The organism is Klebsiella sp. KTE92 (assembly GCF_000398905.1).
In the GTDB taxonomy this organism is placed as follows: Bacteria; Pseudomonadota; Gammaproteobacteria; order Enterobacterales; family Enterobacteriaceae; genus Klebsiella; species Klebsiella variicola.
The window spans coordinates 5,130,895-5,147,026 of sequence record NZ_KB976100.1; the positions used below are offsets into that span (position 1 = coordinate 5,130,895).

Annotated in this window: 15 protein-coding genes; 10 read left to right on the forward strand and 5 right to left on the reverse strand. The window is 59.1% G+C overall.

Features of this window, described 5'->3' with window-relative positions; genetic code table 11:
• The first annotated feature begins 175 nt into the window (after positions 1-175).
• A complete protein-coding gene (locus A1WC_RS01520; RefSeq protein ID WP_012540300.1) occupies positions 176-793 on the forward strand; it encodes a trimeric intracellular cation channel family protein in 618 nt (205 codons plus the stop codon).
• A 5-nt stretch (positions 794-798) separates the two neighbouring features.
• On the opposite strand, the gene ligB is transcribed toward A1WC_RS01520, so the two are convergent.
• The gene (gene ligB / locus A1WC_RS01515) at positions 799-2,478 is read right to left on the reverse strand and encodes an NAD-dependent DNA ligase LigB (protein WP_016161967.1); all 1,680 of its coding nucleotides are present in this window, start codon (positions 2,476-2,478) and stop codon (positions 799-801) included.
• 258 nt (positions 2,479-2,736) lie between these two features.
• Between ligB and gmk the strand changes: the two genes are divergently transcribed.
• From gmk to fpr, 7 genes are all read left to right on the forward strand, one after another.
• Complete coding sequence (gene gmk, locus A1WC_RS01510; RefSeq protein ID WP_002922664.1) at positions 2,737-3,360, forward strand: guanylate kinase; 624 nt, start codon at positions 2,737-2,739, stop codon at positions 3,358-3,360.
• A 54-nt stretch (positions 3,361-3,414) separates the two neighbouring features.
• Complete coding sequence (rpoZ, locus tag A1WC_RS01505; RefSeq protein WP_000135058.1) at positions 3,415-3,690, forward strand: DNA-directed RNA polymerase subunit omega; 276 nt, start codon at positions 3,415-3,417, stop codon at positions 3,688-3,690.
• Positions 3,691-3,708: 18 nt separating this feature from the next.
• Entirely contained in the window at positions 3,709-5,829 is a 2,121-nt protein-coding gene (spoT, locus tag A1WC_RS01500) for a bifunctional GTP diphosphokinase/guanosine-3',5'-bis pyrophosphate 3'-pyrophosphohydrolase (RefSeq protein ID WP_008806818.1), read from the forward strand.
• Positions 5,830-5,833: 4 nt separating this feature from the next.
• Positions 5,834-6,523 (forward strand): tRNA (guanosine(18)-2'-O)-methyltransferase TrmH, encoded by a 690-nt coding sequence (gene trmH, locus A1WC_RS01495; protein ID WP_008806817.1) that lies wholly within the window; start codon positions 5,834-5,836, stop codon positions 6,521-6,523.
• Between the two features lie 5 nt (positions 6,524-6,528).
• Complete coding sequence (recG, locus tag A1WC_RS01490) at positions 6,529-8,610, forward strand: ATP-dependent DNA helicase RecG (protein ID WP_016161969.1); 2,082 nt, start codon at positions 6,529-6,531, stop codon at positions 8,608-8,610.
• A gap of 50 nt (positions 8,611-8,660) precedes the next feature.
• Positions 8,661-9,671, forward strand: a complete 1,011-nt coding sequence (glpX, locus tag A1WC_RS01485) for a class II fructose-bisphosphatase (RefSeq protein WP_016161970.1) — start codon at positions 8,661-8,663, stop codon at positions 9,669-9,671.
• A 150-nt stretch (positions 9,672-9,821) separates the two neighbouring features.
• On the forward strand, positions 9,822-10,568 hold the full coding sequence (fpr, locus tag A1WC_RS01480) for a ferredoxin--NADP(+) reductase (protein WP_012540295.1): 747 nt from the start codon (positions 9,822-9,824) through the stop codon (positions 10,566-10,568).
• Here the strand turns inward: fpr and A1WC_RS01475 are convergent, their stop codons facing one another.
• On the reverse strand, positions 10,569-10,997 hold the full coding sequence (locus A1WC_RS01475) for a DUF805 domain-containing protein (protein ID WP_004173894.1): 429 nt from the start codon (positions 10,995-10,997) through the stop codon (positions 10,569-10,571). It lies immediately after the preceding gene.
• Between the two features lie 112 nt (positions 10,998-11,109).
• Between A1WC_RS01475 and A1WC_RS01470 the strand changes: the two genes are divergently transcribed.
• A complete protein-coding gene (locus tag A1WC_RS01470) occupies positions 11,110-11,709 on the forward strand; it encodes a YiiQ family protein (RefSeq protein WP_008806815.1) in 600 nt (199 codons plus the stop codon).
• A 109-nt stretch (positions 11,710-11,818) separates the two neighbouring features.
• A complete protein-coding gene (gene tpiA / locus A1WC_RS01465) occupies positions 11,819-12,586 on the forward strand; it encodes a triose-phosphate isomerase (protein WP_002922909.1) in 768 nt (255 codons plus the stop codon).
• Between the two features lie 92 nt (positions 12,587-12,678).
• Here the strand turns inward: tpiA and A1WC_RS01460 are convergent, their stop codons facing one another.
• The 3 genes from A1WC_RS01460 to A1WC_RS01450 form a co-directional block, all read right to left on the reverse strand.
• Positions 12,679-13,983: an SLC13 family permease gene (locus A1WC_RS01460; RefSeq protein ID WP_016161971.1), complete on the reverse strand. Its 1,305-nt coding sequence runs from the start codon at positions 13,981-13,983 to the stop codon at positions 12,679-12,681.
• A gap of 64 nt (positions 13,984-14,047) precedes the next feature.
• The gene (locus A1WC_RS01455) at positions 14,048-14,818 is read right to left on the reverse strand and encodes a CDP-diacylglycerol diphosphatase (RefSeq protein ID WP_162542824.1); all 771 of its coding nucleotides are present in this window, start codon (positions 14,816-14,818) and stop codon (positions 14,048-14,050) included.
• A 246-nt stretch (positions 14,819-15,064) separates the two neighbouring features.
• Positions 15,065-16,054 carry a sulfate ABC transporter substrate-binding protein gene (locus tag A1WC_RS01450; protein WP_002922936.1) on the reverse strand — a complete coding sequence of 330 codons (990 nt, stop codon included), beginning with the start codon at positions 16,052-16,054 and terminating at the stop codon, positions 15,065-15,067.
• Positions 16,055-16,132: the final 78 nt, after the last annotated feature.

Consider the following 16,132-nt stretch of genomic DNA (forward strand, 5'->3'; position numbering starts at 1 on the left):
GCATTACTTTTTCTAATCAATAAAAATACCTAAAAAATCAATAAACCTTTAAATCAAGCCATCACAGATACTACTTCCATTAATTTTTCCTGGCGTAAATGATTCGCTTTAGAAAATCTCAATCGTGATCCTGCGCACAAATCGTTAACCTGCCCGCCATTATCTGGGGGGATCTATGCTGCTTCATGTTCTGTATTTAATCGGTATCACCGCGGAAGCCATGACCGGCGCGCTGGCTGCCGGGCGCCGGCGGATGGACACGTTTGGCGTCATCATTATCGCCACCGCGACCGCGCTGGGCGGGGGTTCCGTTCGCGATATCCTGCTGGGACATTATCCTCTCGGCTGGGTGAAACATCCGGAATATGTCATTATTGTCGCTGTCGCCGCCGTCCTCACCACCATTGCCGCTCCAGTGATGCCTCACCTTCGCCGGCTGTTTCTGGTGCTGGACGCGCTGGGGCTGATCGTGTTTTCCATCATCGGCGCGCAGATCGCCCTGGATATGGGCGAAGGTCCGATCATCGCCTCTATCGCCGCGGTCATCACCGGCGTTTTTGGCGGCGTACTGCGAGATATGTTCTGCAAACGCATTCCGCTGGTCTTCCAGAAAGAGCTGTATGCCGGGATCTCGTTTGCCGCAGCCGTACTCTATATTGCCCTGCAACATTACGTCAGCAGCCACGATGTGGTGGTGCTGGCTACGCTGCTGTTCGGCTTTACCGCCCGCATGCTGGCACTGCGCTGGAAACTGGGGCTACCGGTCTTCCACTACACCCATGATAGCCACTAACCGCCTCAAAATCCGGGGATGCGCTGCCCACTGAGCCATTGCGCCAGCGCCACCACATCCGGATGGTGCAGGAAGGCCACCAGCTGGCGGGCTCTGATCTCCCCCACGCCCGGCAGCGCGCGCCATTGCGCTTCACTTTTTGCCGCCAGCAGATGCCAGTTCTCGCTTTCGAGCTGCGTCAGCGCCCCCTGAGGCACCGGGAGCCCCATCGCCAGCACCCAGCGGATAAAAGGCCGTTTGCGAACGAGATCAAATTGATGCCAGAGGTGCTGCCCGCGGGCGGCGGAGATCCCTGGCACCGCCTGCAGCTGCTCCACCGTAAGCGCCAGCCAGGAAAAAATATGCGTCATCGGGTTTTGCTGCTGAATGGCGCGCCATAAATGTTCCCCCACGCCATCGACATCCAGCGCGGACTTTGATGACAGCCAGATCAGCCGGGAAAGAAACTGTTCGCTGCACTCAGGGGTGGCGAAATAGCAGGTTAGCGCATTGAATTTCGCCGCCGGCGGCGTCGGTTTATGGCGCTCGGCCGTCCGCCAGACGACGGCGTCGATCCGAGGAATACCCTGCCCTGCCAGACTGATCTGCAGCTGATCGCCAACCCCAATATCCAGCGCCTGCCAGCGGGCCACAGAGCCAACATTAACCCGCTGCACGCGTTTATCATCCAGCCGCTGGGGCTCAAGCTGGGCCACGACGTTGAGCCTGCCGCTGCGGCCAGTGCTGAAATGGATCGCCCGTACCTCCATCACTTGCGAGGCCGGAGGATACTTCCAGGCCGCCAGCCACTCTCCCTTTCCGGGAGACCAGACACGTCCCGGCGGTTCGCGCCCTTCGCGCACAATCACGCCATCGCTGACGAAGGGGAGCGGCGAGCGATACCAGCGCTGGCGCCACTCCGCCACCTGCTCAACGCGCGTTACCGAATGGGTGTATTGTCCGCTGTAGCCAAACCCCGCCTGCGCCAGCAGCTGCTGTCGACGGCGCATATCCGAGGGACCGTCTGGCCAGGCCCAGATAAAAACGTCCAGCTGGCTGAGCGGCGCCGCCGCCGCGTCGGCTCGCATCATCAACCCGGCGACTTTCGCCCGCGCGTTCATCCCCCCAGCCTGCTGCTGTACATGGCCGTCCCGGCGCAGAAACAGCTCCCCCTGCAGCACGCTGTTGGCCAGTTCACCGGTCGTCACTTTCGCCAGCGCCGGGATCTGCCGCGCTCGGGCGGTCCATGCCTCACCGCGCAGACCATCGCCGCGGCTAATGGCCTGAACCAAACTCCCCTGGCGATAGACCAGGGTCACCGCCACGCCGTCCACTTTAGGCTGTATCCACAGGTCGGTTTTATTTTTCATCCAGTGGGCCACGCTGGCGCCATCGGCCAGTTTGCGCACGCCGGTATGCGCCACCGGATGACGCGTATCGCCCGTCGGCGGAGGCAGATCGTCATCCTCAGGCGTCTCGTCCGGAAAACATTGCCGCCACTGCGCCAGCCGCAGAGTGAGCTGGTCATAAACGTCATCGCTTACCTCACTGGTGCCTTGTCGCCAGTAGGCCTCTTTCCAGGCGACAATTTGCTGATGAAGGCGTGAAATCTCCTGCCTTCCTTTGGCCGGCGGCCAGTCCGGACACGTCGCCAGCGCGCTGGCAGAGAACATCCCCATCGCCAGCCACCACCCTCCTTTTCGCATAGCATTCCTCTCCTTCGTCACCTGGCGGAGAGTCTGCTGTAGAACACCGCGAACCGCGATGGGTACTTTTTCGCCTTGCGAAGCGCCTTCCAGGATTTACGCCTCATTGCAGCAACGGCTGGCGAATTCAGGAAAACGGCAGGCAAAATGAAAGAAACCGCGGCAAAAAGTGTGACAATGACTGCGTCACGCCGCGGCGACGTGTATAATAGGCTCGTATGTAGGACCTCTTTCGATAACCACATACAAAAGACACTCATGGCTCAAGGCACGCTTTATATTGTTTCCGCCCCTAGCGGCGCGGGTAAATCCAGCCTGATTCAGGCTTTATTAAAAACCCAACCGTTGTATGACACCCAGGTATCGGTCTCCCATACCACGCGGGCGCCGCGTCCGGGTGAAGTGCACGGCGAACACTATTTCTTCGTGAATCACGACGAATTCCGCTCGATGATTGGCGAAAACGCGTTTCTGGAACATGCAGAGGTCTTTGGCAACTATTACGGCACGTCGCGTAAAGCGATCGAGCAGGTGCTGGCGACTGGCGTCGATGTCTTCCTCGATATCGACTGGCAAGGTGCGCAGCAGATCCGTAAAAGCATGCCCGGCGCACGCAGCATTTTTATTCTGCCGCCGTCAAAAGATGAACTGGACCGTCGCCTGCGCGGCCGCGGCCAGGACAGCGAAGAGGTGATCGCGAAACGGATGGCCCAGGCCGTTGCGGAAATGAGCCATTACGCGGAATATGATTACCTGATTGTGAACGATGATTTTGACACCGCCCTGAGCGACCTGAAAAATATCATCCGCGCTGAACGTCTGCGCATGAGCCGCCAAAAGCAGCGACATGGCGCTTTAATCACCAAACTATTGGCAGACTGAACCCACATTCAGTATCATGCCCAGTCATTTCTTCACCTGTGGAGCATTTTAAGTATGGCACGCGTAACTGTTCAGGACGCTGTAGAGAAAATTGGTAACCGTTTTGACCTGGTACTGGTCGCCGCGCGTCGCGCTCGTCAGATGCAGGTAGGCGGAAAGGATCCGCTGGTACCGGAAGAAAACGATAAAACCACCGTTATCGCACTGCGCGAAATCGAAGAAGGTCTGATCAACAACCAGATCCTCGACGTACGTGAGCGCCAGGAACAGCAAGAGCAGGAAGCCGCTGAATTACAAGCCGTTACCGCGATTGCTGAAGGTCGTCGTTAATCACACAGCGGGTCGCCCTTGTATCTGTTTGAAAGCCTGAATCAGCTGATTCAAAACTACCTGCCGGAAGAGCAAATCAAGCGCCTTCGGCAGGCGTATCTCGTTGCACGTGACGCTCACGAGGGTCAGACACGTTCAAGCGGTGAACCCTATATCACGCACCCGGTCGCGGTAGCCTGCATTCTGGCCGAGATGAAGCTCGACTATGAAACGCTGATGGCCGCGCTGCTGCATGATGTGATTGAAGATACCCCCGCCACCTACCAGGACATGGAACAGCTTTTTGGTAAAAGCGTTGCCGAACTGGTAGAGGGGGTGTCGAAACTTGATAAGCTCAAGTTTCGCGATAAGAAAGAGGCGCAGGCCGAAAACTTTCGCAAAATGATCATGGCGATGGTGCAGGACATCCGCGTCATCCTCATCAAGCTTGCCGACCGCACCCACAACATGCGTACTCTGGGCTCGTTACGCCCGGATAAACGCCGCCGCATCGCCCGCGAAACGCTGGAAATTTACAGCCCGCTGGCGCACCGTTTAGGTATCCATCACATCAAGACCGAGCTCGAAGAGCTGGGCTTTGAAGCGCTGTACCCTAACCGCTACCGCGTCATTAAAGAGGTGGTCAAAGCGGCGCGCGGCAACCGTAAAGAGATGATCCAAAAAATCCTCTCCGAAATCGAAGGACGGTTGCAGGAAGCGGGGATCCCCTGCCGCGTCAGCGGTCGCGAAAAGCATCTGTACTCCATCTACTGCAAAATGGTGCTTAAAGAGCAGCGTTTTCACTCGATCATGGATATCTACGCCTTCCGCGTTATCGTCCATGATGCCGATATCTGCTATCGCGTGCTCGGCCAGATGCACAGCCTCTACAAACCGCGTCCAGGTCGTTTCAAAGATTACATCGCCATTCCGAAAGCGAACGGCTATCAGTCTTTGCATACCTCGATGATCGGCCCCCACGGCGTCCCGGTCGAGGTACAAATTCGTACCGAAGACATGGACCAGATGGCGGAGATGGGGGTTGCGGCGCACTGGGCTTATAAAGAGCACGGCGGCGAAAGCAGCACCACCGCGCAAATCCGCGCTCAGCGCTGGATGCAAAGCCTGCTGGAGCTGCAGCAGAGCGCCGGCAGCTCGTTTGAATTTATCGAGAGCGTAAAATCCGATCTGTTCCCGGATGAGATTTACGTTTTCACCCCGGAAGGTCGCATTGTCGAACTGCCCGCTGGCGCCACGCCGGTGGACTTCGCCTACGCGGTGCATACCGATATCGGCCATGCCTGCGTTGGCGCGCGCGTCGATCGCCAGCCTTATCCGCTGTCGCAGCCGCTCTCCAGCGGCCAGACTGTCGAAATTATCACCGCGCCGGGCGCACGCCCGAATGCCGCCTGGCTGAACTTTGTCGTCAGCTCGAAAGCGCGCGCCAAGATCCGTCAGCTGCTGAAAAACCTTAAGCGCGACGATTCGGTCAGCCTTGGCCGTCGTCTGCTCAATCACGCGCTGGGCGGAAGCCGCAAACTCGCCGAGATCCCGCCGGAGAATATCCAGCGCGAACTTGATCGCATGAAGCTGGCCACGCTTGACGATCTGCTGGCGGAAATCGGTCTGGGCAACGCCATGAGCGTCGTGGTGGCGAAAAACCTGCAGCAGGGCGAAGCCGCTGCGGCGCCGGTACCGGCTAACGCGTCGAACCACGGCCATCTGCCGATCAAAGGCGCCGATGGCGTGTTGATCACCTTCGCCAAGTGCTGTCGCCCGATCCCAGGTGACCCGATTATCGCCCACGTCAGTCCGGGTAAAGGGCTGGTTATCCACCATGAATCCTGTCGTAACATTCGCGGCTACCAGAAAGAGCCGGAGAAATTTATGGCGGTTGAGTGGGATAAAGAGACCGCTCAGGAGTTCATCACCGAAATCAAGGTGGACATGTTTAACCACCAGGGCGCGCTGGCTAACCTGACGGCGGCGATCAACACCGCGTCTTCCAATATCCAGAGCCTGAATACGGAAGAGAAAGATGGCCGCGTATACAGCGCCTTTATCCGCCTGACCGCGCGTGACCGCGTGCATCTGGCGAATATCATGCGCAAAATCCGCGTCATGCCGGACGTGATTAAAGTCACCCGTAACCGAAACTAGCTTTATGAACTCAAAGCGCTACGAGCGTATCTGCGAGATGCTCGCCAGGCGTCAGCCTGACCTGACGGTCTGCATGGAGCAGGTCCATAAGCCTCATAACGTCTCTGCGGTCATTCGGACCGCAGATGCCGTTGGCGTACACGAAGTGCATGCCGTCTGGCCAAGCAGCCGGATGCGTACCATGGCCTCCGCCGCCGCGGGCAGCAACAGCTGGGTGCAGGTGAAAACCCACCGCACCATCGCAGATGCCGTCGGCCACCTGAAAGGCCAGGGTATGCAAATCCTCGCCACTCACCTTTCCGACAAAGCCATCGATTTTCGTGAAATCGACTATACGCGTCCAACCTGCATCCTGATGGGCCAGGAGAAAACCGGCATCACCCAGGAAGCGCTGGCGCTGGCCGATCAGGACATCATTATCCCGATGATCGGCATGGTGCAGTCGCTGAACGTCTCCGTCGCCTCGGCGCTGATCCTTTACGAGGCGCAGCGCCAGCGGCAGAACGCCGGGATGTACCAACGCGCCAACAGCATGCTGCCGCCGGAAGAGCAGCAGCGCCTGCTGTTCGAAGGCGGTTATCCGGTGCTGGCCCGCGTCGCCCGACAAAAAGGTCTGCCTTACCCCCACGTCAACGAGCAGGGCGAAGTGGAAGCCGATGACGCATGGTGGGCTACCATGCAGGCAACGAGGTAAACCTGATGTCAGGCCGCCTGCTCGATGCCGTTCCGCTCAGCTCACTCACCGGAGTGGGCGCTACGCAAAGCAGTAAACTGGCGAAGATCGGCCTGCATACGGTTCAGGACCTGCTGCTGCACCTGCCGCTGCGTTACGAAGATCGCACCCATCTTTACCCGATAGCCGAGCTGCTTCCCGGGGTTTATGCCACCGTGGAAGGCGAAGTGCTCAACAGCAATATCACCTTCGGCGGCCGGCGGATGATGACCTGCCAGATCAGCGACGGCACCGGCATCCTCACCATGCGCTTTTTCAACTTTAACGCGGCGATGAAAAACAGCCTCGCGACTGGTCGTCGGGTGCTGGCCTACGGTGAAGCCAAACGCGGGAAGTACGGCGCCGAGATGATCCACCCGGAATACCGCGTCCAGGGCGATATGAGCACCCCGGAGCTGCAGGAAACGTTAACTCCGGTCTATCCGACCACCGAAGGCATCAAGCAGGCGACCCTGCGCAAGCTCACCGACCAGGCGCTTGAGCTCCTGGAAACCTGCGCGATTAGCGAACTCCTCCCACCGGAGCTGGCGCAGGGGATGATGAGCCTGCCGGAAGCGCTGCGTACGCTGCACCGTCCGCCTCCTTCCTTGCAACTTAGCGAGCTGGAAAGCGGCAAGCACCCGGCGCAGCAGCGTCTGATTCTGGAAGAGCTGCTGGCGCATAACCTCAGCATGCTGGCGCTGAGGGCAGGCGCCCAGCGCTACCACGCCCTGCCGCTCGGCGCCAACGATACCCTGAAAAACCAGCTGCTGGCCTCCCTGCCCTTTAAGCCCACCGGCGCGCAGGCGCGGGTTACCGCCGAGATCGAACACGATATGGCGCTGGACGTGCCGATGATGCGCCTGGTGCAGGGCGATGTTGGCTCCGGTAAAACGCTGGTCGCCGCGCTGGCCGCCGTGCGCGCTATCGCCCACGGCAAACAGGTGGCGCTGATGGCGCCCACCGAACTACTTGCCGAACAGCACGCCAATAACTTCCGCAGCTGGTTTGAACCGCTGGGCATAGAAGTCGGCTGGCTGGCGGGCAAACAGAAAGGCAAAGCCCGTCAGGCGCAGCAGGAGGCTATCGCCAGCGGCGAAGTGCAGATGATTGTCGGCACTCACGCCATCTTCCAGGAGCAGGTGCAGTTTAACGGCCTGGCGCTGGTGATTATCGACGAACAGCACCGCTTCGGCGTGCATCAGCGGCTGGCGCTGTGGGAAAAAGGTCAGCAGCAGAGGTTCCACCCGCATCAGCTGATCATGACCGCCACGCCTATCCCCCGCACCCTGGCAATGACCGCCTACGCCGATCTGGACACCTCGATTATCGACGAGCTGCCGCCGGGCCGAACCCCGGTGACTACCGTCGCCATCCCGGACACCCGGCGCAGCGATATTATCGACCGCGTACGCAACGCCTGCACCCACGAAGGGCGCCAGGCCTATTGGGTTTGTACGCTAATTGAAGAGTCCGATCTGCTGGAAGCCCAGGCGGCGGAAGCGACCTGGGAAGAGCTCAAACTGGCGCTGCCGGAACTGAATATCGGCCTCGTCCACGGGCGGATGAAACCGGCCGAGAAGCAGGCGGTAATGCAGGCCTTCAAGCAGGGCGAAATGCACCTGCTGGTGGCCACCACGGTGATTGAAGTCGGCGTCGACGTGCCTAACTCAAGCCTGATGATTATCGAAAACCCGGAACGTCTGGGTCTGGCGCAGCTGCACCAGCTCAGAGGGCGCGTCGGGCGCGGCGCGGTCGCTTCCCACTGCGTGCTACTCTATAAATCGCCGCTCTCCAAAACGGCGCAGAAACGCCTGCAGGTCCTGCGCGACAGCAACGACGGTTTCGTCATCGCCCAGAAAGACCTCGAAATCCGCGGTCCCGGCGAGCTGCTCGGCACCCGCCAGACTGGCAACGCCGAATTTAAAGTAGCGGACTTGCTGCGCGATCAGGCGATGATCCCCGACGTTCAACGCATTGCTCGCCATATTCATGAACGCTATCCGCTGCAGGCCCAGGCGCTTATCGAGCGCTGGATGCCGGAAACCGAACGCTATTCCAACGCGTAGCGCGCGCTTTTGCCGCGCTGCGGGCAATTTTTCTACACAACGAGTGGATTATGAAACGAGAACTGGCCATCGAATTTTCGCGTGTCACCGAAGCCGCCGCGCTGGCGGGCTATAAATGGCTGGGCCGCGGCGATAAGAATACCGCCGACGGCGCAGCGGTTAACGCCATGCGCATTATGCTTAACCTCGTCAATATCGACGGCACCATCGTCATCGGCGAGGGCGAAATCGATGAAGCGCCGATGCTCTATATCGGCGAAAAAGTGGGTACCGGCAAGGGCGATGCGGTAGATATCGCCGTCGATCCCATCGAAGGCACCCGCATGACGGCGATGGGCCAGGCCAACGCCCTGGCGGTGATGGCGGTCGGCGATAAGGGCTGCTTCCTCAACGCGCCGGATATGTATATGGAAAAGCTGATTGTCGGCCCCGGCGCCAAAGGCGCCATCGATCTCAATCTGCCGCTGGAAGATAACCTGCACAATATCGCCCGCGCCCTGAACAAGCCGCTGGGCGAGCTGACCGTCACCGTGCTGGCGAAACCGCGCCACGACGCGGTCATTGCCCAGCTGCAGCAGCTGGGCGTGCGTGTATTCGCGATTCCCGATGGCGACGTCGCGGCCTCTATTCTCACCTGCATGCCGGATAGCGAAGTCGACGTACTGTACGGCATCGGCGGCGCGCCGGAAGGGGTGGTTTCCGCCGCGGTGATCCGCGCCCTCGACGGTGATATGCAGGGGCGTCTGCTGGCTCGCCACCACGTGAAGGGCGATAACGAAGAGAACCGCCGCATCGGTGAAAACGAGCTGGCGCGCTGCAAAACCATGGGCATTGAAGCAGGCAAAGTGCTGCGTCTGGATGAAATGGCGCGCAGCGATAACGTCGTCTTCTCCGCCACCGGGATCACCAAAGGCGATCTGCTGGACGGCATCACCCGCAAGGGCAACATGGCCACCACCGAGACGCTGCTGATCCGTGGCAAGTCGCGCACTATCCGTCGTATTCAGTCGATTCATTACCTCGACCGTAAAGATCCGGACATCCAGCAGCACATCCTGTAATACCGCTTTTTCTCTCCCAGGCAACCGTCCGCAGGCGGTTGCCCTGTTCTTCGTTTATATTTGATCAATAGAGCTTTCTTGTACCTTCGGGGTGGAAATCTTGCTCGTCTGGACCGAAGATAAGGCATCGCTTGGCAACAGGAGAAGACGATGGCGGACTGGGTTAGCGGCAAAGTGACAAAAGTGGAGTACTGGACGGATGCCTTGTTCAGTTTATACGTGCGGGCGCCTGTTCATCCGTTTACCGCCGGGCAGTTTACCAAGCTCGGACTGGAAATCGACGGAGAACGCGTGCAGCGCGCCTACTCCTACGTCAATGCCCCCGGCAATCCCGATCTCGAGTTCTATCTGGTCACCGTCCCGGAAGGCAAGCTGAGCCCGCGTCTGGCGGCGCTGAAGCCGGGCGATGAAGTCCTGGTGGTGAGTGAAGCGGCAGGTTTCTTCGTCCTCGAGGAGGTACCGGATTGCGATACCCTGTGGATGCTGGCGACCGGCACGGCCCTCGGGCCGTACCTGTCAATTTTGCAGGAAGGCAAAGATCTTGAACGCTTTAACAACCTGGTACTGGTCCACGCCGTCCGCTACGCCGCGGACCTGAGCTATCTGCCGCTGATGCGCGAACTCGAGCAGCGCTATGCCGGTAAACTACGCATCCAGACCGTGGTCAGTCGCGAAACAGTGGAAGGCTCGCTGACCGGCCGGGTACCGTTCCTGATTGAAACCGGCGCGCTGGAAGAGGCGGTCGGGCTGGCGATGAACACCGACACCAGCCACGTCATGCTGTGCGGCAACCCGCAAATGGTGCGCGATACCCAACAGCTGTTAAAAGAGACCCGGCAGATGACCAAACATCTGCGTCGCCGGCCGGGCCATATGACAGCGGAGCACTACTGGTAATCAGGCGTCCGCTTTCCAGCGCACGTCCTGGGTCTCCTTGCCGAACTTATTCTCGCCCTGGGTGCCGACAAACGCCCCCAGGTCGATCAACATCATGACGATAATCAACGTCGGCACAAAGCGCCCGACGCCCCACTGCCAGACCTGCGGCAGCATCGCCCAGTTCCCCGCCAGCAGCATCCACGCCAGAATCATCAGCAGCGCCCACAGTCCGGATTTGCCGCGATCGTGCAGCCGCTTGACCACCACCGCCGCCGTCGGCCACAGCAGGCAGACGATAATAAACGCCGCCGTCTGCAGGTTGAGAAGATTGCTGCCTGCCAGGGTAAACAGGGCGCTCATGGTCACCAGCCAAATGGCAATCCAGATCCAGAAATCGCGGCGGCCAATGCGCCCTTTAATTGAGAATAACCACTGCTGTAGGGTCATGCGTTTTTCCTTATCATCATCGTCTGCGTAGTTTACCCTGGCGTCGTGACTTTTTGACAAGCGCCGCGCTTCCCGATTTAATCGTCAGCAGGCAAAAAAAGGAACGACGGGCATGAAGAAGTGGACAATCTTGTGTTTAAGTGGGCTGATGGGCCTGACCGTCGGCCCGCACGCGTTGTCCGCAGAAAGCGAATCGGCGACAGCGGCGCCCTATCTGCTCTCTGGCGCCCCGAGTTTTGACCTGTCGATCAGCCAGTTCCGGGAAAAATTTAACGCCGATAACCCGAAGCTGCCCCTGAACGAATTCCGTTCCATCGCCACCAGCCGGGATCAGGCTAATCTGACCCGCGCCGCCAGCAAAATTAATGAAAATCTCTATGCCTCGACCGCGCTGGAGCGCGGCACGCTGAAGATCAAATCCATGCAGATCACCTGGCTGCCGATCCAGGGGCCGGAGCAAAAGGCGGCGAAAGCCAAAGCGCTGGAGTATATGAGCGCCATGATCCGCGCCTTTGTCCCCACCCTTAGCCCGGCGCAAAGCCAGCAAAAGCTGCAGAAACTGCTGACCGCCGGCAAGGGCAAACGCTACTTTGCCGATACCGAAGGCGCTGTACGCTATGTGGTGGCAGATCATGGCGAAAAGGGTCTGACCTTCGCCATTGAACCGATTAAGCTGGCGTTATCTGAAACGCTGGAAGGCAACAATAAATGACAAAAAGCAAAGCCTTTCCAGTGACGAGTCTCTATACTGTTTCACAGACCATGCTGCCCTCTGGGGCGGCTATATTCCTTAATTCGCTTAAGTAGCGTGGAGAATTAAAATGCGACATCCTTTAGTGATGGGTAACTGGAAACTGAACGGCAGCCGCCACATGGTAAACGAACTGGTTGCGAACCTGCGTACCGAGCTGGCTGGCGTAAGCGGCTGTGCAGTTGCCATCGCCCCGCCGGAAATGTATCTGGACCTGGCTAAACGTGCGGCAGAAGGCAGCCACATTCACCTGGGCGCGCAGAACGTTGACGTGAACCTGTCCGGCGCATTCACCGGTGAAACCTCCGCCGAAATGCTGAAAGATATCGGCGCACAGTACATCATCATCGGCCACTCCGAGCGTCGTACCTACCACAAAGAATCCGACGAGCTGATCGCGAAGAAATTCGCTGTGCTGAAAGAGCAGGGTCTGACCCCGGTACTGTGCATCGGTGAAACCGAAGCCGAAAACGAAGCGGGCAAAACCGAAGAAGTTTGCGCACGTCAGATCGACGCCGTGCTGAAAACGCAGGGCGCTGCCGCTTTCGAAGGCGTGGTTATCGCTTACGAACCGGTATGGGCTATCGGTACCGGCAAATCCGCGACCCCGGCTCAGGCTCAGGCGGTGCACAAATTCATCCGTGACCACATTGCTAAAGCTGACGCGAAAATCGCTGAGCAAGTGATCATCCAGTACGGTGGTTCCGTTAACGCTGGCAACGCAGCAGAGCTGTTCACCCAGCCGGACATCGACGGCGCGCTGGTTGGCGGCGCCTCCCTGAAAGCTGACGCTTTCGCGGTGATCGTTAAAGCAGCAGAAGCAGCGAAAAAAGCGTAATTCGCTTTTCCCGGTGGCGAAACGCGACCGGGGTGACTGACAAAACTCGGGAGCCCGGCTTAGCACAGCGCAAGCCGGGCTTTCTTTTGCCGTTACAGTTTCCCCAACAGCTGATACCACGCGTAGTCCAGCGGCAGTAAAATCAGATAACTCACCGCCGCCAGCACCAGACACAGTTGCATCCCCGCCCTCGCCGGGACCTTGCCTAACCCCATCGCCACCACGATCGGCGACGCCTGATAGGGCAGCAGCGGCGTGGAATACCCCAGCACCTGAATCATGATCACGCTGAGCAGCGGAAAGCCGGTCGCGTCGGCAAAGCTCTGCGCAAAAGTGGTATACAGCGCCGGCACGCCGTTGGCGGTCATAATAAAGTTCAGCGCGCTGGTTATCCCGGTCAGGGCGAGGAAGCTGGTGAACGGATTGTCTTTATCCAGCGGCATCACCTGCAGCAGCGCATTGCCCACCGCACCGCCAATTCCGGTTTGGGTAACGGCGATCGCCAGTCCCAGAATCCCGGCAACATAAATGCAGGTGCGCATATTCACCCCGCTGGCAAACTCCTCACCGTTGATAAAGCCCACCCGCGGCAGCAGCGTGACCACTGCCGCCGCCAGGCCGGTCCACGCCGGGCCGACGCCGTGCCAGCTCTCGGTCACCCATAGCGTAAGGACTACCGCCAGCAGCCACGCCAGACGTTTCTCGTCGCGGCTCATCGGCGGCAGCGGCGCCAGGTCACGAGGTGGATGCGGCTTGCCGGGAAACAGCCAGCAAATCAGCGCCACCAGCACCGCCCCTTTCAGCCAGCCAAGCACCGGCGTATGCAGCAGCAAATAGGGAACATAATTCAGATGGATACCGTACGAGCCTTCCGCCGCGCCGCTCATCACCAGATTTGGCACGTTAGCGGGCAAAATCGTCGCCGAAAGCTGAAAGGTGCCGAACCCCACCGCCAGCGCCAGGCCGAACCAGCCGCGGCTGCCATCGACAATGCCCGCGCGGCGGGCCATCGCCGCCACGATCGGCATCAGCAGCGCGATACGTCCCATGTTGGAAGGCATCACAAACGCCAGCGCGTAGCTCAGCAACACCACGCTGCCGACCATCCGCGGCCAGGAGTCAGTGAGCCGCGCAGACAGCGCCTGCGCCGCCCGGTCTGCCAGCCCGGTTTTACGGATCGCGATACCGAGCACAAAGCCGCTGAACACCAGCCAGAACGCCGAGGAGGCAAAGCCGCCGAAGATCACCTCCGGCGGAGCGATTTTGGCCATCATCGCCGCCGCGAAGAACAGCAGCGCGGTGATAAATTCCGGCAGCAGCGACGTCGCCCAGAGCACAATGGTGACGCCGACAATCAATGAAGGAAGGAACAGCGGGTGGGTAAGCCAGAGCGACATGCCTGTCTCCTGTCGTTTTTTTCAGCAAGAATACGACGACAGGTAAGACAGGTAAACGCCAGAACTAGTGGTTTGCGTTAAGGATGGCGCAACGATGATCCTGAATTTCTTCCGCTGAAGCCCGGTTCAGGGTCAGCAGGTTACGCTCCGTCGCCAGCAGCACCAGCGAGCCGTCGCTCTGCTGCGCCATCGCCAGCGCGAAGCGTCCCATATGTTCACGCGCCTCCGGCACCTCTTCCGCCAGCATCAGGAACGGGCTGCGCTGGGCCAGTTCGGCCTCCGTCACCCGGCGCGCCAGGTATTCATGGCCCTGAAGCCCGCCCGGCAGCGGCAGCCAGCGGCTGCTGACCGCGCCCGCATCCTTATCTAACTGCGCGCGCACATCGGGGCGCAGGCAGGAGATATGAATATGGAAATGGTTTTGCGTGCGTCCGCTGCGCGAGTTAATCGCCAGTGATATCGCGTTATCAGGAACCGGCGCGCCGTGACGCTGACTCATGATTTCACGTCCCTGCCAGGCCTGCCAGAAGAAGTTCGGCGTCAACGGGTCCAGCAGCAGCGGGCTTTCGGTGCCGTTAATGCGGTAGGTCGGCATCAGCAAATACTGCAGCGGGCCGTTACGGTCTTTAAACAGCACATAGCCGCCCTTGAGGTTCACTTCCGCGCACGGCGACGGGTTTTGCTGCTGTTGCTGATGGGGTACGCACTGCTGCAGGACAATCTTGCGTAATGCGTCCGGGTTGCCGGAGTGCAGCCAGTAGTAGCCGCCCGCCAGCGCCGCGAGGATCGCCACCAGCAGCGCCAGCAAAAAGTATCTTACTCTTCTCATTTTCATTCCCTGTTAAGCCTGAAGCGGAAGAGTAACGTAATTTGATGACTAAATGAAAACAGATGGCGGGCGGGGAGTTATCCCGGGTAGCGGCTGACGCCTTACCCGGGCTACGGACGGTGCAAATAGTAGCCCGGCTAAGCGCAGAGAAAGCCGGGGATTCCCCGGGTCGCGGCGTTCCGCCTTACCCGGGCTACCAGACGAAGCAGAACTGTAGCCCTGCTAAGCGTAGCGCAAGCAGGGACAAGAGGATTAACGCTGGCTAATCTGGTCGAAGGTGCCGCCGTTGGAGAAGTGCTCTTTCTGCGCTTTCGTCCAGCCGCCGAACTCCTGATCGATAGTAAACAGCTTCAGTTTCGGGAACTCGTTAGCATATTTCTTCGCCACATTCGGATCGCGCGGGCGGTAGAAGTTCTTCGCCGCAATCTCCTGGCCTTCCGGCGAGTAGAGATACTTCAGGTACGCTTCCGCCACCTGGCGCGTGCCTTTTTTATCCACCACTTTGTCGACCACAGAGACGGTCGGCTCAGCCAGAATCGACTCACTCGGGGTCACGATTTCAAACTTGTCTTTGCCCAGTTCGTTGGTCGCCAGCAGCGCTTCGTTTTCCCAGGCAATCAGCACATCGCCGATGCCGCGTTCTACGAAGGTATTGGTCGAACCACGCGCGCCGGAGTCCAGCACTTCCACGTTTTTATACAGCGCCTTGACGAATTCCTGGGCTTTGGCCTGGTCGCCGTGATTCTGATGCAGAGCATAGCCCCAGGCTGCCAGATAGTTCCAACGGGCGCCGCCGGAGCTTTTCGGGTTCGGGGTAATGACCGACACGCCCGGTTTGATCAGGTCGTTCCAGTCATGGATCTGTTTCGGGTTGCCCTTGCGGACGAGGAACACGATGGTTGAGGTATACGGTGCGGAGTTATCCGGCAGGCGTTTCAGCCAGTTTTTATCGATACGGCCGCGTTCAGCAATGGCGTCTACGTCGTAGGCCAGCGCCAGTGTGACCACATCCGCTTCAATACCGTTAATCACTGAGGTCGCCTGTTTGCCAGAACCACCGTGCGACTGGCGGATCACCACGTTGTCGCCGGTCTCCTGCTTCCAGTGCGCGCTAAACGCTTTGTTGTACTGTTCGTACAGCTCGCGCGTTGGATCATAAGAAACGTTTAAAAGCTGAATGTCTTTTGCCAGAACGCTGGCGGATGCCAGCAACAGAGTTAACCCTACGCCCCACTTATTCATCGCACCGCTCTCTTTATGTGTGTTGTGATGGGCTAAGCGTGCCAGAAAGCGATTCAATGATTAAAGAATAAAAAAAGA